The organism is Dyadobacter sp. CY351, from assembly GCF_021502625.1.
In the GTDB taxonomy this organism is placed as follows: Bacteria; Bacteroidota; Bacteroidia; order Cytophagales; family Spirosomataceae; genus Dyadobacter; species Dyadobacter chenhuakuii.
Window position 1 is genome coordinate 442,688 of record NZ_JAKFFU010000001.1, and the last position, 22,200, is coordinate 464,887.

The window sequence follows — 22,200 nt, forward strand, 5'->3', positions numbered from 1 at the left end:
CCCTTTAACCTGCAAAACTAACAGATTATTCCTCAACGATGCGAACGAAATTTACCTCCTTTTTTCTCTTCCTTTTTTACATTATAACGCTTACGAATGCTTTTTCACAAAAGTCGTGGTTTAAAATTGACACCCTGACCAGCGTAACATCCAAAGGCGTGAAACTGACCAATCCCTGGGCCGGTGGTCTTAATGCCTCGCAGTTTTTGAAAATGCATTTGAACAATGATGCTGATGAAGATCTGGTCGTTTATGATCGTACAAACAGCAAGATCACCACATTCCTTACCGCCGCCGACCCGCTGAACCCGGGCAAAAAGGCATTCATTCACGCACCTTACTACGAATCGCTTTTTCCAAAAGCAGATAACTGGATGATCCTGGCCGATTATGACGGCGATGGTCATAAAGATCTGTTTACCAGCACTTCGCTGGGAATCAGCGTGTACCGACAGGCAAAAACCGCGCAATCCTGGACATTCAGGCAAATGCAGGAAGTGCTTTATACCAAAGGTTTTTCAGGAAATATCAATTTGCAGGTTTCCGGAACGGACATTCCGGGCATTGTGGATGTGGACGACGACGGCGATCTGGACTTGTTGCTTTTTGATTTTTCCGGAAATTACATCGAGCTGCACCAGAATCTGAGCATGGAAAAATTTGGCAAACCGGACAGTCTGGGTAATGCTCAAAATCCGGTGTTCCAGCGTAATGGGGATTGCTGGGGCAATTTCCATAAAGGCACTAATGAGGGTTTTGATTTTGGATTAGATTGTGGCGTCACTATAAAATCGGGTAACCGCGAAATGCATGCGGGGAATTCTATTCTGCTGCAGGATTTAAATGGGGATGGCAAAAAGGATCTTTTGGTTGGGCACGTCAGCAACACGCACGTCTCTTTCCTTACCAATGCAGCAAGCGGCTTGATTGGAAATTTTACTGCTTATACCAACACATTTCCGGCCGTCAATCCTGTGCAATTGCACATTTTTCCGGCTGCGTATATGGAGGATGTAGATTTTGATGGAAAAAAAGACCTGCTTATTGCGCCCAATGTGGCTTCCAATGATGGTAATCTTACTGATTTCAAATCTTCCGGCTGGCTTTATCACAATGCGGGAACGGATAGCAAGCCGGATTTCAAGCTCTCGAAAAAGAATTTCCTGCAAGATCAAATGTTGGATCTCGGTGAAAATGCAGCGCCCTCGTTTTTTGATATCGATGGCGACGGCGATCTGGATTTGCTGGTCGGCACCGGCGGAATACCGGGTCAAAGCGGTTTTAAGGGCAGTTTCTGGCTTTTGAAAAACACCGGAAATAACACAACGCCTGCTTACGAAGTCGAATCGGAAAATTATCTGAATCTGGCTTCGGCATTCGCAGTTTACAACATCAAGCCGCAATGGGCTGACTTCAATGGGGATGGGGTGATAGACCTCGGTTTTGCAGCCACTTCGACTACAACATTAAAACCTGAATATCGTTACATTCCTAATAAAGCGCCAGCTGGCGCGCCAGCGAAATTGAACCTGGCCGATGCCGTAACCATTGCCTTGCCGACCGAATCGCAAACGGGCGATTCGCCACATTTTTACGATGTGGACGGCGACGGCGATCTGGATTTGCTGGTAGGCAAGACGCAGGGAAATTTATATTATTATGCCAACACTGGAACCAGCAAGCAGTTTGCTTTCAAGCTGGAAAGTGATGCTTTTGCGGGTGTTAGCATCAGTTTCGAAGGCCGCTCACCGCAACTGGCCGTAGCCGATTTCGACCTCGATGGCCGAGCAGACCTGATTACTGCGGATCATACCGGCAACATTCGCCTTTTTTACGGCGCCGAATGGGGTAAATGGACAGCGCGCGAAACATTGCTCGTTGAGCAAAACGGAAAAGTTGCCGCACCAGCATTCGGCACTTATCTGTCAGTGGCCATTGGGGACTATAATGGTGATAAAAAGCCCGATATCGCTATTGGCAGCAACGCAGGCGGGCTCCGGCTGTTAACCAACATTGTTCCTGTGACCATTACGGGCAACGAACCGGGCGCAGGGCCATTGGTGAACGTTTTTCCAAATCCGGCAGCCAACTATTTGAAGATTAAATCCTCAAAGCCCGCCACGTTTGACATTGTCAGTGTAAGCGGCAGGAAAGTCGTCCAGGATCAAAAGCTGAATGCAAATGTCGAACAGGAAATCGTCACGCAACACTGGTCTGCGGGGTTGTATTTGATTGAAATAAAATCGGGAAACAGCCGTGTAGTGAGGAAGGTGATGGTGGCAAATTAGCAAGTAGATAGCCGCAGGAAAGCTCTTACAAGATAAAATTCAATTTCATGCAAGCTCTTCTCGGCGTAATTTTCCATTTTATTGGCGGTTTTGCTTCCGGCAGTTTTTACATTCCATACAAACAAGTCAAAGGCTGGGCCTGGGAATCCTATTGGATCGTAGGCGGACTTTTTTCCTGGCTCATTGTCCCGCCCCTTGCCGCTTATCTGACCATTCCTGGCTTCACAGATATCATTGCCGCAACCGATGGAGGGATTTTACTAATCACCTACATTTTCGGTGTTTTGTGGGGCATAGGCGGCCTCACTTACGGGCTGGGCGTCCGCTATCTCGGTGTTTCGCTCGGAAGTTCCATCATTCTCGGGCTTTGCTCCGTTTTCGGTGCCTTAATCCCTTCCGTTTACTACCAATTTTCACCCAGACCGGGAAAAGATACGATTTCCGACTTGCTGACAAACAGCTGGGGGCAAATGGTCTTGCTGGGTTTGCTGGTCTGTGTGATTGGCATCATCATTTGTGGCAAAGCAGGCGCAATGAAGGACAGCGATCTCAAAAAATCAGGATATGTAGCCGATGATAAAACGGAATTCAAAATCGGCCTAGGGCTTACCGTTTCCATCATTTCCGGCGTATTAAGCGCTTGTTTCGCATTCGGGATAGATGCAGGAAAAGTAATGGCTGAGGAAGCCAACGCAGCCTGGAAAGCGCTGAACCCGGATCAGGGAGAGTTTTTATTTCAAAACAATGTGACTTATGTCGTGATCCTTTTGGGCGGGCTTACCACCAATTTTATCTGGTGCATGCTGCTCAATGCGCGCAACAAAACATTCGGCAATTACACCGATTCCCGCACGCCATTACTATCCAACTACATTTTCTCCGCCCTCGCCGGCACGACCTGGTTCCTGCAATTTTTCTTTTACGGCATGGGCGAAAGCAAGCTGGGCAACGGTCCGAGTTCATGGATCCTGCACATGGCATTCATCATATTAGTCGCCAATTCTTGGGGTTTAATCCTGAAAGAATGGAAAGGGATCAGCAAAAAAACGCTCACAACGATCATTTCGGGCATTTTGGTGATTGTGTTGTCTGTTTTGATAGTTGGATATGGTAATTATTTGAGGGAGTAGTTTCGACGGCATTTCAGTAAATGGCAGTAAAATTGACTTGCTTTTCTTTTTTATAATAAGAAATCTAAATCCTTGATAAATGAGAACAATTGCAAAACAGCTAAAATGGCTTTTCCTGATCCCGGTTTTAATGCTATCGGGCTATGCGTCGCAAGCGCAGACCAAAGCAAAACTGGGCAAGACTGTCTCATTTAAAAAACAGGTTTTAGTCAACAAATTCATTGCCGAAGGAGCAGCGATGGGGGATGTGAACAAGGACGGCAAGAAAGATATACTCGCCGGTGCGTATTGGTTCGAAGCGCCCAGCTGGAAAGCGCACGAATTAGCTAAGCCGGATTCATTTATCGTCAATGGGGGTTATAGCAACTCTTTTCTCGATTTCGCCATGGACGTGAACCAGGACAGCTGGATCGATCTGATCAGAATTGACTGGCCTGGCAAAGCTGCCGTTTGGCATGAAAATCCGAAGGGAAAGCCCGGCCACTGGCCCACCCATGTGATCCATTCTTCGGTAGGAAACGAGTCGCCGATGCTGGTGGATATGGACGGAGACGGTCGTCTGGACTTGCTATGCAATGATCCGACGGCAAAAAAAGTGATCTGGCTGCGTTGTCCTGCTGAAAAAGGCAAAACGGAATGGGAAAAATTCACGATCAGCAATGATCCGAACATTGCTACACATATGTACACGCACGGCATTGGTTACGGGGACATCAATGGCGATGGCCGTAAGGATGTTATAGTCAAAAACGGCTGGTGGGAAGGTCCGGCAGAAGGGCCGGCTAAGGTTGCAAAAGATGCAGACTGGAAATTTCATCCCGCTGATTTAGGAAAGGATTGCTCTCAAATGTACGTCATGGACCTCAACGGCGACGGCTTGAACGATGTTTTAAGTGCATCCGCGCATGATTATGGCATTTGGTGGCATGAGCAAGGCAAAGACGAACAGGGAAACGCCACATGGCGGCATCATACCATCGACAATACATTCTCCCAGACACACGGCCTTGCTTTGGCAGACATTAATGGTGACGGCAACATTGATTTTGTAACCGGAAAAAGATACTTCGCCCACCACGGAAACGATCCGGGTGAATTTGAGCCTGCTGTGATTTATTGGTTTGAATATAAACCGGGAAAAGTCCCAAGCTGGACCAGGCACGAAATTGACAATGACTCAGGTGCGGGTCTGCATGTCACCGTGGAAGATCTGAATAAGGATGGACTGCTGGACATTGTAACAGGAAACAAAAAGGGCGTCCGCATTTTTACTCAAAGCCGGTAACATGAAATTTGGCATCAACACCTATTTGTTTTCTTCGCCGTTCACGAACGAAAGCGTTTCCTTCTTTCCGCAATTCAAGGAATGGGGTTTCGATTTCGTAGAAATTGCCGTTGAGGATCCATCGAACATTGATGCCAAATATGTCAGAAAGGCGCTGGATGACAATGAACTGGAATGCCGTTCCGTATGCGCAGCAACCGGCCCGGGACGCGACCTGCGCGGCACCCGAAAAGAGCAGGTTACCTCATTAGAATATGTTCAAACCTTGATTGACATTGCCCCGGTATTGGGGAGTCAGCTAGTTGCTGGGCCTGTCTATTCGTCTGTCGGCAGGGCTGATCTTGTTCCTGAAGATAAAAAGGAAAAGCAATGGAAAACAGTTGTAAAAAACCTCAGAATCCTTGCTGATTACGCAGGTGAGCAAAATGTTAAGCTGGCATTAGAGCCTTTGAACCGTTACGAAACCGATTTCATCAACACCTGCGAACAGGTGCTTAAATTAATCGCCGACGTAGGAAGCGACGCACTAATGGTGCACCTCGATTCCTTCCACATGAACCTGGAAGAAAAGGACCCAGCCCTAGCCATAAAAATGGCCGGAACCAAACTGGCCCTTCTCCACGCATCAGGCAGCGACCGCGGCACCCCCGGCAACGACCAAATCAACTGGGACCGAATCTTCGCCGCCCTGGACAACATCAACTACCAGGGCGCCATTGTTATCGAATCCTTCACCCCGGATGTTAAAGTCATAGCCAAAGCGGCTTCGATATGGAGGCAAGTGGAGCCTTCGAAGGAGGCGATTGCGGTGGATGGGTTGCGGTTTTTGCGGGGGTTGGCGATTTGACAACTCTTTGTAAAGTCAGATGCTAGCCGACAAATTTTATAATGGCAATATCCCATCGATAGTTCATCAGACTATTGTTTAAAAAGCAGTCTCCCTGAAAAAAACGAATCATTCGCAAAATCACTTAGAAAGCCAGATTCACCAGCATCAAGCTCGGCCTCAATATGTACCTCGTCACCTAATTGTAAACTTACGTCTGTCGAGATAGAGGTAGATATTGGTGTGATATCTCTTGATGTGATTAGGACTGATTTACTACCGTTTCTTATAACTATGAGTGAAAGCCTAAAAATATAGTCAACAGATACATTAGTTAACATAGTTTGCGCATCAAAATGATAAATGCCATTTGATGGTACCATGAAGGTGCTATGTGGAGAGCCATTTGCATCATTGTAATTGTTTCCTATATCATAATTTTCGTTAGCAAAAGCTATTTTTACTGGAATCTTGCCTCCAGGCACAGAATTACTTCCACCTAATTTTACTCCGCTCGCCCGAAAAGCCACATTCCCCGAAATATTCTCCCAAGTAGCATTCCCAACCGCATCTGACATGAGCACCTTCCCTTTCCCAGGTGATTGTCCAGGTCCAGCGATTTTTATCGGACCGCTTACTTCCAACGCCTTGCCATCAGTATCTGTGGCGGATGCGAAAACTCCTGTGCCTGTTGAGCCTGCGTGGCCCACAACTCCTTTGCCCGATAATGTAGCTCCTCTCACACCAATTGCACTGGCACCAATTCCAGTAATGGCGACTGAAGTGGCATTTGCATCCGTGTTATTGATTAAAAACAATGGACCGCCGTTTGTAGCGATTTGAGAAAATGGCAGAGTTAAATTCCCACCTTCGCCGCCGCCTACTAAGCTCCATGCAGGGCTTCCGGGTGTGCCGGAATTATAGTAAAATCCTGCTTTCCCCAATCCTGCGTTGGTATTATACACTAGCAGCGCTGTTGCTGGATTTGGGATTGTGGCATTGTCTGTCAGGGATTGGAGGGATACTCTTGGGATTAGTAGGCCTTTGTCTGTTCCTACAATGTCCAGGGCTGAGCTGGGATCGGGTTGTTGGGTGTTGATACCGACGTTTTGTGCGAAGATGCCTGGCCCGTATGAAAGTAGGATCGCTGATAATGCAAGTTTGCCAAAAGTCAGTTTTAGCTTTTGGTTGCTGAATGATGGTAAATGGAATGTTCTCATGTTATTGGCGGATGTGTGAAATTTATAAAAGCCCAAGATTCGCCAGAATAGACAAGCAGAGCAAAAGCGTTGAGCAGACGGTAGGCTTGGATGATTGATCGGAAATAAAAAAGTCCCGGCATCGCTGCGGGACTTTGAAATGAAAACTGCATTGAGACAAAACCAATCAGGGATTGAATTTGAAAACCTTAGCCAGTCTCTATTGTTTAATAACCAGTCGGCCATTGAAGAAGCTGTTCTCGGCTGATGTAAAGAGTTGAAGGCCGCTCTCAGTGATAGGGTTTGCGACTTCGATGTGCATCATGTCTCCTGCCAAAAGATCGACCTCGGTGGATAATTTGGATGCATTATCTACGGTACTATGCAGAAAGTCACTGGCTATCACATTTTTTATGCCGCCTCGCGTTCGGACCAAGTGAGTAACTGCGTAAAAGGACGTGGCATCTACCGGCTTTTTCCAGGCTAGTTTCAAATCAAAATGATATACACCATTTACTGGTGCTATGAAAGTGCTGTTAGGAGCGCTATTGGCGTCATTGTAGTTTTGATTAAGATCATAGACTTCATTTTCGAAAACCACTTTCACCTGCGAACCAAGGCCTACATTTTGATTTCCTCCACCTAATATTCCACTTGCCCGAAATGCTACGTCCCCAGTAATACTCTGCCAAGTAGCATTCCCATTCGCATCTGACATAAGTACCTTACCATTCCCGGGAGATTGCCCGGGACCGGCGATTGTAATTGGGCCACTTACTTCCAGCGCTTTTCCGTTAACGTTTGCAGCGGAAGCGAAAACCCCTGTGCCTCCGGAGGCAGAATGTCCAACAACACCTTTGCCGGATAATGTAGCACCTCTTACTCCGATTGCGTTTACAGCAATCCCACTAATACCAACTGACGTGCCATTCGCATCATTATTATTGATCAGAAACAATGGTCCATTATTTGTTCCGAGCTGCGAAAATGGAAGTGTCAAACTTCCTCCCCCGTTTATTAGACTCCAAGCAGGATTTCCAGGTGTTCCGGAATTGTAATAAAACCCAACCTTCCCCAATCCTGCGTTTGTATTATAAACCAGCAATGCCGTGGCGGGGCTTGGAATTGTGGCGTTATCCGTCAACGATTGCAGCGAAACACGGGGAATTAGCAAGCCTTTGTCCGTTCCGGTTATGTCGAGCGCGGCGCTGGCGTCAGGTTGGGTGGTGTTGATGCCGACACCTTGTGCGAATGAGCTTTGGCTGGCAAAAAAGAGTGCAGCTGAGATCGCGAGAGGAGTAATTAGTTTTCTCATCGTTTTTTTGAGTGAATAGTATGAAACATTTGAACGTCCAATATTCACAAGAAAGGATAAGAACAATGAAACCGATGAGCCTGCGGTGGAGTAGGATGAGTGTACGGTCAAAAACAAGCAAAGCGCTGGATTTAAATCCAGCGCCTTGGCAAAAATAAATATAATGTCAGCAGCTAATTAATGTAGTCGCCTGACTAAGCACTAAACTCCTCGGAACAGTGTGAAGCGCCCAATTCCAGGATTTCCGTCGTTCTGGCGCGTATTTTGAGCTGCCAGTTCAGCGTTTTTGTAAAGGGATTCTTCGAATGAGGTGCTGCAAGCGAGCCATCGGCAGCGGTTACCATTTCCCTTCCAAATTCCGGGACGCCGCCTACTTTCTTCTCTTTCTTAATGACTTATACACGCTGTCGGGCCATTTCAAGATCCCATTCTTCCAGTTTCGCCTCGGGCAGGCAATCTTTCAATGCTTCCAACCTGTTTTGTAGCCCTGGCAATCACTATGGCAGGCAACAAAACTTGCCCTTCTCCACGTATCAGGCAGCGAGCGCAGAACACCCGGCGGCGACCAAATCAACTGGGACTGCATTTTTGCAGCTTTGGATAACATTAATTACCAGGGCGACAGTGTCATCGAATCTTTCACTCCTGATGTTAAGATCATTGCCAAAGCTGCTTCGATTTGGAGGCTAGTAGAGCCTTCGAAGAAGCAATCGCGGTGGATGAATTCCGGTTTTATGAGCGTTGGCGATTTGGCAGACTGCTGTTTAGCAACAAGGCATTGGTAGTCAAGTCTTTCCTTCAATGAGGAAACACCGATATCATTGTGCAGAAACCAGGCGGTAGTTCAAAGACAAATATTTTTAACCCTATTTTATTTGCTATTTTATCCATTGGGATCGCATTATTTAAAAAGCAGGCGTCCGCTGAAATGTGACTCTTCGGGGTTGATCCCAATGGTCGCTGACTGTGTACCAAATGTACTTACTTCGATATGAATTTGGTCACCCATGATTAAAGCAATATCAATTGATAAGCTAGACGAGCATATATTTGTTCCGCTGTCACTAAATTCTGACACAACTGTTCGGTTATTACTTCTTGTTAGAATCAATAATAGACGACGTTGATAGCCATCTACTGCATTGTAGTAAGTACGAATCTGAGCATCAAAATGATATACCCCGTTAGTAGGGGCTATAAAAGTGCTATGTGGGGTACCAGTAGCATTAATGTAATCGTCTCCCTTGTCATAATTCTCACCTGCGAATGCCACTTTAATTGGCATCCCATTTCCTGGAACAACCTCATTTCCACCACTAAGCACCCCGCTCGCCCTAAAAGCCACACCACCTGCAATATTCTCCCAAGTAGCATTCCCACTCCCATCCGACATTAGCACTTTACCATTTCCCGGAGATTGTCCAGCACCCGCAATCCGCATTGGGCCGCTTACTTCCAGCGCCTTTCCGTCAGTATCAGCAACGGATGCGAAAACTCCTGTGCCTGTTGAAGCTGCGTGTCCAACAACTCCTTTGCCTGATAATGTAGCTCCTCTCACTCCGATTGCGTTTGCAGCAAGCCCACTAATACCAACTGATGTGCCATTCCCGTCGTTATTATTAATCAGAAACAGCGGGCCATTATTTGTGCCAAGTTGTGAAAACGGGAGCGTCAAACTTGCGTCTCCGCCAACTGGGCTCCATGCAGAAGCCGCCGCCGTTCCGGAATTATAGTAAAATCCTGCTTTCCCTAATTCCGCATTCGTATTATACACCAGCAGCGCTGTCGCCGGATTTGGAATTGTAACATTGTCAGTCAGGGATTGAAGGGAAACTCTTGGGATTAGTAGGCCTTTGTCTGTTCCCACAATGTCAAGGGCTGAGCTGGGATCGGGTTGCTGGGTGTTGATGCCGACATTTTGTGCGAAGATGCTGGGACCGCATGAAAGTAGCATTGCTGATAATGCAAGTTTGCCGAAGGTAAGTTTTAGCTTTTGATTGCTAAATAATGGTAATGGGATGTTCTCATATTTCGTTGGATCATGTAAAATTTATAAAAGCCAAGATTGTCAGGAACAGCGAGGGATAGCGAAAGCGATGAGCCGGCGGTGAAGTAGGGTGATTAAACGGAAATGAAAAAGTCCCGACGCGATGCCGGGACTTTACATTAATATAATATGAAGCGAAATTTTAGGCAGTAAACTCCTCCGAATAATGTGAAGCGCCCAGTTCCAGTATTTCAGTTGTTCTGGCGCGTGTTTTGGCTGCCAGTTCGGCGTTTTTGGAAAGGGATTCTCCGAATGATGGGATGATCTTTTTGAATTCAGCCTGCCATTCGTCCGACTTGGCTTCTTTGAAACACTTCTGAATGAGTTCCAGCATGATCGAGACAGCCGTTGATGCACCTGGAGATGCTCCTAATAATGCTGCAAGCGAACCGTCGGCAGCGGTTACCATTTCCGTTCCGAATTCCAGGACGCCGCCTACTTTCTTGTCTTTCTTAATGACTTGTACACGCTGTCCGGCCATTTCAAGATCCCAGTCTTCCAGTTTCGCCTCGGGCAGGTAATCTTTCAATGCTTCCAACCTGTCTTGCGGCGACTGTCTTACCTGATCAATCAGATATTTGGTCAACGGAATGTTATGGATCCCGGCGGCGAGCATAGGGCGGATGTTGTCGAGCTTAATGGACAATGGCAAATCCAGAAATGATCCGTTTTTCAGGAATTTGGTTGAAAAACCGGCATATGGGCCAAATAGAAGCGCTTTTTTGCCGTCAATCATTCGTGTGTCCAAATGCGGAACCGACATAGGAGGAGAGCCCACAGACGCCTTTCCATAAACTTTGGCCTGATGCTTTTCAATGATTTCCTGATTGTTGCAAACCAGCCACTGGCCGCTCACGGGAAAACCACCAAACCCCTTTCCTTCCGGAATGTTGGATTTTTCAAGAAGCGGCAATGATCCGCCGCCAGCTCCGATGAAAACGAATTTTGTCTGGACTTTTGAAGTTTTTCTGGTTGCGCGGTCTTTCACTTCAATGACCCAGGAACCTTCTTTTTTCTTATCAAAATCATCCACTTCATGATTCAGATAGAGCGCAACGCCCTCTTGCTTTTCCAGATATTCAAACATGAATTTGGTGAGCGTTCCAAAGTTGACGTCTGTACCGAGATCCATTTTGGTTGCTGCGACCTTTATGTCAGGATCCCTTCCTTCCATGACCAGAGGAATCCACGAATTGATCTCGCTTTTGTCCTCCGTATATTCCATTCCGTGGAACAGGTGGTGTTTTGTGAGACCGTCGTAACGCTTTTTAAGATATTCTACATTATCATCGCCCCATACGAAGCTAAGGTGTGGAATGTTGTGAATAAAAGCGTCAGGAGAATCAATAATGTCATTCTCAACCAGATAGGCCCAGAATTCCTTAGAGACTTCGAAGGATTCGGCGATCTTAATCGCTTTTTTAGTGTCTACCGTGCCATCTTCCAGCTGCGGTGTGTAATTGAGCTCGCAGAAGGCGGAGTGTCCCGTTCCTGCGTTATTCCATGGGTCAGAACTTTCGGCGGTAACCCGATCCAGTCTTTCAAAGATCGAAATGGTGATCGCTGGATTTAATTTTTTAAGTAAAACTCCAAGAGTTGCACTCATGATACCGGCCCCTATCAAAACGACGTCGGGGGCGATCGTCTTTGAAGATTTTTTGGTAATCATCGGAGAAAAAATGGTATGTTACAGGGCGGTAAAGCCCGGAATAGTACAAAAAATAATCTGCTACAATGTAATTAACACATCCTGCCCCGAAAATAGTTTAATTAAAAAAATAAAAGTTATGACGGGTTACAAGTTCTTGGATGAGGGCAATTAAAACTTTATTGATTGCAATCGTTTAAAACTCGACACAGTGTGCCTTGAACTTACATGAGATGCTATAATGATGGCCATGCGGCTAAAACAACCGTTCCATTCAAAATACAACGTGGGAGAGTATCGCGCTGGCAAAGAGCATAATCAACCCAAACTTGTAACCGCCAATATTTGTCAACCTCAAAACTTGTCGTAAATTTATGTCGCATTGGTGTTACAAGTCGGTCGTAAGAGTGTTGTTATCAAGTCCTTGAAACGCATTTTGGGTCACTATTTGAACACAATTCGTTGTAACAATTAATTCATCTAACAATTGGTATGAAAGCAAACTTTACTTTTTACACACTTCGCTTGTTGAATTTCTCCAAAATAGTCTTTATCCTCTTTCTTACGATCGGTGGGGCCAATGCTCAGAAGTGGAGCGGGGTGAACGGGAATGAGTGGTTGGCAGGAAAGTATAGCCAGCCCTGGGTTAAAATCGGTGTCACTGCGAAGGGCATACACAAAATCAATGTGAGCGACTTGCCGGACGCTTTTAAAAATGCAAATAAGGACAAAATTCAGATGTGGTATCGCGGTCAGCAGATTGCGATCATCAAAGCCGATGCATCGGAGATTTTGTTTTACGGCGTTCCGAACGACGGAGCTTCCGATGCGCTTCTTTATCGATTCAGCACAACCAGAAAAAATCCCTATTACAGCATTTATTCTGACCAAAGTACTTACTTTTTGACAGTTAGCTCTGGTGATAACGGCCTTCGGGCGGCTGCACCGGGCGTGGCAGCAAATCCTGGCGCTGTTGCATTAACAGCTCAGGTTCAGACAGATTTGAAACTATATCAGAATGAGCACACGCACTCCACGATACCTTTTTACAGACCAAGTGCACTGAACAGCTATTTTGAAGAAGGTAAGCAAACCACCGGGTCATCCATCATGGACGAGTTTGTGGGAACTGCGATTCAAACTTCTAATCCAAAGCCAGTAGCATATACCAACTCTTATGTGCCGGTTCCGTTCTCTTTTCAATTAAAATCGCCTGTTGGCGCTTTGGCCAAAAAAATTACGATCCATATCAAATCCAGGACCGGAACTACGATCGCAGGTATCTACGTCGGTAAAACGCCCGGCACTTTGAGATCTGTCGGGACATTGAACGTCAATGAGTTGAATGATTACGATTACACATTTAATCTCGAACCGACAGACTTTGATGCGAGCGGGAACGGAACATTGGGTTTCAAGTCTACCAAAATCGGAAGCGATGGCAGTGGTTTTTCGATCTCATACTTTACAGTTGTGTACGAGCAAGCGATTAACATGCAAGGCTTAACCTCTTATGAGCTTACCTTCCCAGCCGTTGTAGCAGGATCCCAGTCAACACTTTCCATAGCAAATGCACCAGCAGGAACCATAGTTTATAACATTTCAAATCCGAATGCACCTCAAATTGTGTCGGGAACGCCTTCGGCGCTGGTCATTAACCGTGACGATAAGGCCTTGAAATTGTTGGCGGCCAGTACTGTAACAACAGTTCCCACCTCAAAAATTTCAACGGTTAAGTTTACAAGCTTGTCTCCCGCTGCCAATGATTACCTGATTATTTGCAGCAATTCTCTGAACACATCCGCAACCGATTATGCAAAGTATCGTAGCACAACGACGCCAGGCAGGAAGTTCAAACCTTTGGTCATTAACATTGACGACGTTTATAACCAATTCAATTATGGAGAGCCAAGCCCGGTTGCTATAAGAAGATTTGTTGATTTTATGGTCTCTGACGGGCAATTGGACAAATATCTGTTGCTGATAGGCCGGTCAATCACTTACTTCGAGCGTTCCATAAGAGAAATTCCTGACGAGGTGCCGACTGTTGGATATCCGGGATCAGACCTTTTGCTTGTAGACGGCCTGGGCGGCGTGCAGGATGATGTTCCCGCTATTCCGGTAGGTAGAATATCGGCTACGGTAAATCAACAGGTTTATGATTATTTGGAAAAGGTTGTGACCTACGAAAGCCAACTGGATGTGGCTTGGCGGAAAAACGTGGTTCATATGAATGGCGGGAAGACTAACAATGAAATCACTCAGTTTTCTAATTATTTAAATGGTATTTCAAATGTAGTATCGTCTGCACCTTTTTCAGGAGCGGTTCTTCCCAGATTAAAGACAGTTGCTTCCAATAATGTTATCGAAATGACATTGGCCCCCGAACTGAATGGTGAGGTTCCGGGTGTAGAAGGAGTGGGTATGATCACTTATTTCGGACACGGCGGTGTTGATAAAACAGATTACAATGCTGGATATGTTTCAAATCCGAGCAAGGGCTACAAGGACACAAACAAGTTTCCAATCCTTTTCTACAATGGGTGTGGAGTAAACAACCTGTTCAGTGGGCGTAATGGCGAATTTGGCTCACTTCCAACGATTTTTGTCCGTCCTATGTCACTGGACTGGCTGCTGGCGCCTAACAAAGGCGCGGTAATTGTTTTTGGAAATACCTGGGATGCCTATGCGTCTACATCCAACCAATATCTTGATAAACTTTACGAGCAGATATTTTCAACAGCAGACGGAACGAGACCGGCCATTGGAAATATTCTTAAAAACGTAGCCCTGCAGACGAAGCTAGAGAAAAACTATTCATATAATCCAGCTCAGAATGGGCGGACAATGTCTTATTACGATGCCGATCGCGCCAATGTGCATCAGGTAATCCTGCAAGGAGACCCATCATTACGCGTGCTAATCACTGAGGGCGCGCTGCCGGTTAACCTTATTTCTTTCAACGCGCATGCTGAGCAGGATCAGGTTAAGGTAACTTGGAAAACTGCATCAGAAAGTAATAACAGCCATTTCCTGATTGAAAGAAGTTACAATGGGAAAAACTTCGAATCCATTGGAATGGTTGAGGGTAAAGGAACCACGGAAGCACAGTCTGACTATGTTTTCCACGACCTTAAACCTTTGAGCGGAACAAGTTATTACAGACTTAAACAAGTTGATGGTGATGTAACGATCAACGGTAAGTTGGTGAAAGGAAAAGTGACACAATCAAGATTAGTGTCTGTTTCGCGGGAGGTTAGCAAATTCCTGGTCATTTCTCCTAATCCTGTTTCAGATGTGGCCGAGATAGCACTGGATGCGCCCGTAGCAATCAAAAGCTGGAATTTGATAGACGTGAAGGGAAGAGTAATCAAGTCCAACCAAACCGGCCTGAAAATCGATGTTTCGAATATTGCTTCGGGAGAATATATTGTTGAAATACTGACTGAGAACGGAGACTTGTATCACAAAAAAGTAGTTAAGAAATAATCAATTAAATTCGCGGCTAAGGAAGTGCTTGTTAGGTACTTTCTTAGCCGTTTCGCTTATATCCATATGAGATTAGGTAAAATTTTTCTATACACATTCTTACTTGTAACATCCGGAATGTTACAAACCGTCAACGCTCAATGGGGGGCACCATATACTAACAATTGGATTGTGTATGGAAAGCCTTATGTAAAGATCGGCGTAACACAGAAAGGGATTCATAAATTACCATTTTCGCTTTTGCCGGCGAATTTTCCGGTGGGTGATGCGGGGAAATTGCAATTATGGCATAGAGGAGAAGAGGTCGCAATTATTAGTACCGAAAATAAAGAAATTGTCTTTTACGCGGTGCCTAATGACGGGGCAAGCGACTCCTTGTTGTATCGCCCGATGAGTTCGCGTATTAACCCTTATTATAGCTTGTACTCTGACGAAAGTGCCTATTTTCTTACAGTAGGCGACAAGGCGGGAATCAGGGCTGAGCAGATTACCAGCAATGTTGACACCAATGTTCCGGTGACAACATTTCATACAGGCACTAATTTAAACTTGTATAAAGATGAATACTCGTTAGGAACTATTCCCTTTTACAGACCCGCCTTTTTTAACAGTTATTTTGAGATAGGAGCCAGCAAGACTGGAAAGTCTTCCATGGAAGGCAAAGCCACAGACTATACACTACAGCTAACAAATTACTATAAAGAAAGCGGCATCAAACCCAGATTAAAGCTGCTCTTGCATGGCCGGACACCCGGCAATAAGAATATTGAAATTCGGGTAGGAAAAACGGCTCAGTCACTGCGGCTTGTGCGTGCATTGAATAACAACGGCTTTTCAGGATCAGAATTTTCCTTTGACCTGGAACCGGAAGATCTGACGGCTGATAATAAAATAATACTGAATTTAAAGGCAGTAGGCAGCAACTCAGCAGACGGTTATTCGCTGACTTATTATTTACTTTCCTATCCGCAGCTCACGGATATGAAGGACAAGAAGAGTTTTGAATTTTCTCTTGCCAAATCAGCTCAACCAATAAACAGGCTGAATATAGCAAATGCACCTGTCGGTGCTACTATTCTTGATATATCTAATGTTAACAAGCCAAAAGTAATCAACGGGCAGCCTGGCAACTTAATGGTTCCGCATTCTTCTGCGCGGACGCTTAACCTGCTTGTCACGAGTGAAGCTAAAACTATCGAAAAGGCGAAGGTTACGGAAGTTAAATTCTCCGCTAAATATCCTACCAATCCAAACTACATTATCCTAACCAGTGAAAATTTACTGGATGGAGCCAATAAATATGCGGCATACCGTGCTTCTACTGCGGGCGGTGGGTTTGTTCCTATCGTAGTGAACATTAAAGATGTCTACAATCAGTTCAACTATGGCGAGCCAAGCCCGGTTGCGATCCGCAGATTTGTGGATTACATGGTATCGAGCGGCACCAGTGGGAAATATTTACATCTGATCGGAAGGAGTATTACGTTCAACGAAAGGATGATACGTGAACTGCCTGATGAAGTTCCCTCTGTGGGCTATCCCGGTTCGGATATACTTTTGGTTGAAGGATTGGGCGGAGTACCGAAAGACGTGCCCGCTGTTTCCATAGGCCGGCTAAGCGCGGTGACGAACCAGAATGTTCTGGATTACCTGCAAAAGGTGAAAGACTACGAGCAAGGTGCAACCAGGGATTTTGGCTGGAAGAAGGATGTTTTGCATTTGAATGGTGGCAAAACAGTTGGGGAAATTACTCAATTGAAAAATCTGTTAGCGGCATTGGAGCCGAAAGTTGTGAATGGTGTGGTTGGTGGGAAAGTAATCCCATTTGTGAAGCAGCAGGCAATCGGCGAGGTTGAATATGTGAACATTACGCCTGAGGTTAATAACGGAGTTGGGCTAATAACCTACTTCGGACACGGCTCGACCACCGTAACAGATCTTAATATGGGCTACATTACAGATGCAAACCGTGGTTATAACAACAAGGGAATGTATCCGATGATGTATTTTAATGGATGTGGGGTTGGAAATATTTTCGCGGGACGATTCAATCCTAATCCAGCAGCTACGGACAGATACACCTTATCAATGGACTGGTTACTTGCTCCGAATGGTGGGGCCATTGCCGTCATTGCCAATTCTTTTGAAAGCTTCGTCGGACCTTCCTCGAAATATTTAAGTCAGTTGTACACATCCATGTTCACGGATTCAACCAGCTATAATCTTCCCATTGGTGATATTCAGCGGATTGTTGCCAGGAAAATTCTTGCGGAAGATTCAGGAATGTACAGCGTGGCTAATATACATCAGTCTATCTTACAAGGTGACCCTGCGTTAAAGCTGGTTTCTGTGGCAAGTTCTGACTATGCCATTAATGCGGATAATGGAATAAAGATATTTTCTGAAAGTCCGGACAAGACGATAGCCAGTTCTTCCAAATTAAAGGTCAACCTGCTCATTCGCAATCTGGGCCGATTTGTCAAGACTGAAAAAGTCCCTGTGGAGATTACCTACATTTATAAGGATTCACAAACCAAGTCTGCGCAAACTTTGCAAGGGTTTGCTTACAGCGACACATTGATCCTGGATGTACAGAATCAAAAGGAATTGCAAAGCATCGTTGTTAAAATTGATCCCCAGAATACATTAAAGGAATTGAACAAGCAGAACAACACGGCTGAACTGCTGGTTGATTGGGAAATTGCTAAAAATGAAAGTTATTACCCGCTAACGAGTGGTAAAGACATTATCGCGCCGTTGCTGGATGTTACCTTCAATGATCGGACGATCAAAAATGGTGAGCAGATCAGCCCTAAACCGCAAGTAACACTGACTTTACAAGATGACCGGGTTTTGACAGCTGATACCGCCCGGATCAGTATTTTCTTAAAGACCTGCGAAGACAATAGCTGCGAATTTGAGCGGGTTAATTTTTCGGACAAGTGGAAGATGGATCTGAAAAATATTTCAGATCGCGTTATACAATTAAACTTAGACCCGGATCTGCTTGCCGAAGACGGAAATTACGAAATGCTCGTGATTTCAAGTGATGATGCTGGAAATAGCATTGCATCGCCTTTCACAATTCAGTTTTTAATAGGCGACAATGATGAAAATGTGAAGGTGATTGCAAGTCCTAACCCAGCCGTTGATTACATTCGGTTTGAAACACAATTGAATTCCAAGCAACCAGCAGCGAGTATTCATTGGAAAGTCTTTAACCTTGCGGGCAAGCTTATGGATGAAGGGGAACGCACAGCGCCGTTATCCGGTACAAACGAATGGTATTGGAAGCCAAATTACGTTTCCGATGGACTTTACATTTACCAGGTCATATTTAGATATCTTAACTCAGAGGAAGATAAGACTGTGACGGGGAAGGTTGTGATCATCAAATGAGGCACTAGCTATTGTATCCTTTGCTTTTTAACCAATTCAGCCAGATAGACAGCGATATGGTGCGCGTAATGAGAGCGTATGTAGTGGTTTTTTGCGCGAACGGGATTTTGCTGTTTTGCGCAATTTTAACTTGCTCCTGAAACTTAGCTCTGTCTACATACATCCATACTTCCTGCGAATCATCAAGGAAATCTTGTGATTCACGGTACAGGTCCAGCGCCATTTTTTCTCCCTCACTCGAACTGACAGTGGCTTTATTGCCCCGGGTCCTGACCTTATCGATCAGGATTCCTTTCATCGATTCTCTGAAATGAGCACGGCCGATGCCATCTCCGAATTTGAGAATATTGGGGATGGCCATATTGAGCTCAAAAAGCTCTTTGTCCATGAAAGGCGCCCGGTTACTTACGCCATAGTGGCAACTCAAAACGAAGTCTTGTTCTTGCGTCCTGATGACTTGTGGATGGAATACATCATTCAGCAATTCCTGAAAATTCGCTGGAAGATCGCCTCGCAGGGATTGCGGAAAGTTTGGTTCCACTGAGCCAGGATCAGCGCGGAGATCGCTTCGGATAATAGAGCCCGGGCGCTTTGTATTCATGTCAGCCGTGCGAAGCAGCAGACTTTTCAGCGCCCTGCCGAAGAAGTAACTTAATGAAATATTTAAATGAGGGGACACTTCCCGATATAATTGCAGCAGTTTCGAAACCGAGCCGGACGAAGCAGAAAACCTTCTGTATAGGGCGTTCTGTAGAACCAGATGATACTTTTTATCAAAATCATATTCATCCCAGGAAGGATGCAAGCGCTGCCGTGAAAAATAATTGACTCTCTTTTTAAGTAGCTCCTGGAATAGTTCGTAATCTTTTTGATGGAATGACTGAATAACCAACTCTGATCCATCCCCAATGACCGAATCCCCTCCAAAGCCATTAAGCAGAACGTCGCAGCCTAAGCTTTGCGCCGTTTTAAGCGTTTTGTGATTCGTTGCTGGCGAAAGAAATCCATTCTCTGGCTGGCCATATAGCTCAGTAGCAAGTTGTAATGATGCTAAATTGTCATTGGCCGGATCGATAAAATGTTGCTTTGAACTGATATGATTTGCAACGGCCTCGGCATACTCCCGTTCGTCAGCCTCTTTGCTCGTTGAGGGAATGTGAAAAGTGTGAATTGCCTTATCCGGATATAGATATCTCAGCGCCGAGCTAACAGAGGAAGAATCCAGTCCGCCACTCAGGTGAGAGCCTAAAATGGAGCAATCTTTCGAAGCATAGGAAACCGAACCCTTGAACAGTCGAGCCAGTTCTTCGTTATACTCCGTTGACGTAAGGTGCGCCCATTTACCGGGGTTGAGCTGTACATGTGGCCTCGTGCTTACATTTTGGCTGTTTACCGTTAATAAGTGACCAGGCAGTACACTTTTAATCTTGGAGAAAAATGTTGAAGATGCGTTGGATGTGTAATCGTGACCGTTTAAAGAGATGTAGGCAGGGATTCTACTTTGATCAACCGCGAGATGTGGTTGAACGTCTTTTAACGCAATTAAGCGCGTAAGGCTGGTTGAAAATGCAAAAAATGTATCCGGGATGTGAATGTAGAACAGGGGGATTTTTCCGAATAGCTCCCTAAACAATGAAAAGCTTTTGGTGGATTCATCAAACCATGCTGCAATTGCAACCTGAGAGTCAGAAAGACTGCGGATGTTATCGTTGTAAGAGTTTGCAGAAGGTGCAGCTGAGTTTGTGACAAAATCCGCCTTGACTTCATCCTGGTAACCCATAAAAAAGGAATAGTAACTATCAGTGCGAGACTTTAAGCCCTTTTCCGCAACAAACCAATTATCAAAAAAAAATCCATTATCATAAAAATGTTGAATCAAGTCGACATTTTTATGATAATGGATAATTCCTTCTAGTAACACCGACTAAGAAATGGTAGAAGCCATGCCTTGACTAGCTCTCTCCCAAATCATCGCGGAAGGCTGGTTGTCCTGATCCGTCGAATCCGCTTCCCAACTTACCCTTCGTCAGTTTACTTACACTTCCAAGCTTGTTAAGGCTAGGCTTAGCATAATTTTTTTTCGTCTGTGTAGAGTGCATATTAACTGTTTTCATAACTGTTTTGTTAGATTTTTTAATAGTCCGTTGTAAAGGTAAGTATTTTTGTCAATTTTCAAAAAGATAATAAAAAAAAGTATAAGCTGCTAATGTCTGTTGTAAATCTTACTTAACTGTACCAAACTGAGATACCATTTTAACTCTATGGTAGCCTGACTCAATTTTTTTGATGTCACTTGCGAAGCATTCTTCAGTTTGACAATACTCATAGGCTATTTGATCATCAAAAATCAGGCCAACTCCAAGTGCATACTTTTTGATGCCTATATATTGATTGATTGCTGAGGAGTCCTCACGTTCGACAACCGTTATTGAATTGTCAAACGAAAGTTTAGAGACTGTTGCAGGCTTATTAAGAGATTCGTAATGGTATTTCTGCGGGTCTGCACTGTGATAAGTGTTTCCATTCCACTCAGTTTGTCCGTTGAGAGGAAAAATCAAATTCATATCCGTTCTATTGTCAACAGTAGTTAGAACCTTATCCGGATATATTTTAACGCTGTATTCCTTTAATTTTTCCCAGGGCGCTGTTTCGGAAGTTCGCAATGATCTCGAAAAAATAAGCGTAGTAATCGATTCACTATCAACCGATTTTTTTATAACCTGGTCTTTTTCCTGCCATTTTTTAACTACCGGTTGATCTTTACCGGCAGAATAAATCTGCTCTTCAATATCTGAAATTACAAACTGGCCCAAGGACGTTGGCACATATTGATAGGGGTCAACGGAGGGGCGATCTGACTTTTCGCAGGAAGCGAGAAGTATAATCATGGGCACTATAACCCAGTTTAAATGTTTTTTCATAGAGTGTATTATAGTGTTGTGGCAAACATTTAAGCAATAGCTGGTAGTGAAACATATGCTAATACTTCACTACCAGCGTTATTCTACTGTTTTGTGAATATTTGAACTGGTGGAGTTTCTACCCTGCCAGTCTTTTTAGACGTTGCGGTAGAAGAGAACGTTAGTGTTTTTCCAGAAACGATTCCGACCCCTTTAATCATCAGGACATCACCTGGTACGATTTCTTCATCAGTTAAATTTAAGACTACGCTATTTGCCAAAGTGGTTGAAAGCGTGATGTTTTCTATGGGAGTAACAACAGTCTGCGACGTGTATTTCGGGTCTTTGGAGACAAACCTGTAAGTGGACACAACCTTTACAGCATTCTCAGACGCCTTCGAAATTTCCCAGTCGGAGCTATATTCGTATCCTTTCTCTTGTTTTACTTCGCCCTTCCAGGTTCCGACAAAATCCTTTGTCAGATCCGGATCAACATCGTCTTCTTTGCATCCTAAAAGCACAAATGAAAACAAGAAGATAAATAGCAACGCTTTCATTTTGCCTAAATGATTAGATAAGTTTGGTGTTAGCAAGGTGGTTTTCATATTGGAACTTAGTAGAATTGGTAAAAATGATTCCTTTGGTGTCTAAAAAAATTGTACCAACGCGGGACT

Annotated in this window: 15 protein-coding genes; 6 read left to right on the forward strand and 9 right to left on the reverse strand. The window is 44.8% G+C overall.

What is annotated here, in order from left to right; translation table 11 throughout:
- Positions 1–38: 38 nt before the first annotated feature.
- The 4 genes from L0660_RS01880 to L0660_RS01895 all read left to right on the forward strand — a co-directional run bounded on the left by L0660_RS01880 (position 39) and on the right by L0660_RS01895 (position 5,550).
- Positions 39–2,288: a T9SS type A sorting domain-containing protein gene (locus L0660_RS01880; protein ID WP_235157282.1), complete on the forward strand. Its 2,250-nt coding sequence runs from the start codon at positions 39–41 to the stop codon at positions 2,286–2,288.
- Between the two features lie 47 nt (positions 2,289–2,335).
- The gene (gene rhaT, locus L0660_RS01885; protein ID WP_235157285.1) at positions 2,336–3,418 is read left to right on the forward strand and encodes an L-rhamnose/proton symporter RhaT; all 1,083 of its coding nucleotides are present in this window, start codon (positions 2,336–2,338) and stop codon (positions 3,416–3,418) included.
- A 79-nt stretch (positions 3,419–3,497) separates the two neighbouring features.
- Complete coding sequence (locus tag L0660_RS01890) at positions 3,498–4,703, forward strand: VCBS repeat-containing protein (RefSeq protein WP_235157288.1); 1,206 nt, start codon at positions 3,498–3,500, stop codon at positions 4,701–4,703.
- Position 4,704: 1 nt separating this feature from the next.
- On the forward strand, positions 4,705–5,550 hold the full coding sequence (locus L0660_RS01895) for a sugar phosphate isomerase/epimerase (RefSeq protein WP_235157289.1): 846 nt from the start codon (positions 4,705–4,707) through the stop codon (positions 5,548–5,550).
- 71 nt (positions 5,551–5,621) lie between these two features.
- Here L0660_RS01895 and L0660_RS01900 read toward each other — a convergent pair whose 3' ends face one another.
- From L0660_RS01900 to L0660_RS01920, 5 genes are all read right to left on the reverse strand, one after another.
- Positions 5,622–6,974 (reverse strand): C1q-like domain-containing protein, encoded by a 1,353-nt coding sequence (locus L0660_RS01900; RefSeq protein ID WP_235157291.1) that lies wholly within the window; start codon positions 6,972–6,974, stop codon positions 5,622–5,624.
- Positions 6,949–8,043, reverse strand: coding sequence for a hypothetical protein (locus L0660_RS01905; protein ID WP_235157294.1), 1,095 nt, complete (start codon positions 8,041–8,043; stop codon positions 6,949–6,951). The genes L0660_RS01900 and L0660_RS01905 overlap by 26 nt, the downstream gene beginning before the upstream one ends.
- Positions 8,044–8,237: 194 nt before the next feature.
- Positions 8,238–8,387 (reverse strand): hypothetical protein, encoded by a 150-nt coding sequence (locus L0660_RS01910; protein WP_235157297.1) that lies wholly within the window; start codon positions 8,385–8,387, stop codon positions 8,238–8,240.
- A gap of 557 nt (positions 8,388–8,944) precedes the next feature.
- Complete coding sequence (locus L0660_RS01915) at positions 8,945–9,910, reverse strand: C1q-like domain-containing protein (RefSeq protein WP_235157298.1); 966 nt, start codon at positions 9,908–9,910, stop codon at positions 8,945–8,947.
- 322 nt (positions 9,911–10,232) lie between these two features.
- A complete protein-coding gene (locus tag L0660_RS01920; protein WP_235157300.1) occupies positions 10,233–11,759 on the reverse strand; it encodes a malate:quinone oxidoreductase in 1,527 nt (508 codons plus the stop codon).
- A 471-nt stretch (positions 11,760–12,230) separates the two neighbouring features.
- Here L0660_RS01920 and L0660_RS01925 point away from each other — a divergent pair, with 471 nt between their 5' ends.
- Positions 12,231–15,227: a C25 family cysteine peptidase gene (locus L0660_RS01925; protein ID WP_235157302.1), complete on the forward strand. Its 2,997-nt coding sequence runs from the start codon at positions 12,231–12,233 to the stop codon at positions 15,225–15,227.
- Positions 15,228–15,293: 66 nt separating this feature from the next.
- Positions 15,294–18,626, forward strand: a complete 3,333-nt coding sequence (locus L0660_RS01930) for a C25 family cysteine peptidase (protein ID WP_235157303.1) — start codon at positions 15,294–15,296, stop codon at positions 18,624–18,626.
- Between the two features lie 4 nt (positions 18,627–18,630).
- Here L0660_RS01930 and L0660_RS01935 read toward each other — a convergent pair whose 3' ends face one another.
- The 4 genes from L0660_RS01935 to L0660_RS01950 form a co-directional block, all read right to left on the reverse strand.
- Positions 18,631–20,406 carry an asparagine synthase-related protein gene (locus L0660_RS01935; RefSeq protein ID WP_235157306.1) on the reverse strand — a complete coding sequence of 592 codons (1,776 nt, stop codon included), beginning with the start codon at positions 20,404–20,406 and terminating at the stop codon, positions 18,631–18,633.
- Between the two features lie 172 nt (positions 20,407–20,578).
- A complete protein-coding gene (locus L0660_RS01940; RefSeq protein ID WP_157486698.1) occupies positions 20,579–20,740 on the reverse strand; it encodes a lasso RiPP family leader peptide-containing protein in 162 nt (53 codons plus the stop codon).
- Positions 20,741–20,848: 108 nt separating this feature from the next.
- Positions 20,849–21,547 carry a hypothetical protein gene (locus L0660_RS01945; RefSeq protein ID WP_235157308.1) on the reverse strand — a complete coding sequence of 233 codons (699 nt, stop codon included), beginning with the start codon at positions 21,545–21,547 and terminating at the stop codon, positions 20,849–20,851.
- 83 nt (positions 21,548–21,630) lie between these two features.
- The gene (locus L0660_RS01950) at positions 21,631–22,131 is read right to left on the reverse strand and encodes a hypothetical protein (protein WP_233795302.1); all 501 of its coding nucleotides are present in this window, start codon (positions 22,129–22,131) and stop codon (positions 21,631–21,633) included.
- Positions 22,132–22,200 lie beyond the last annotated feature (69 nt).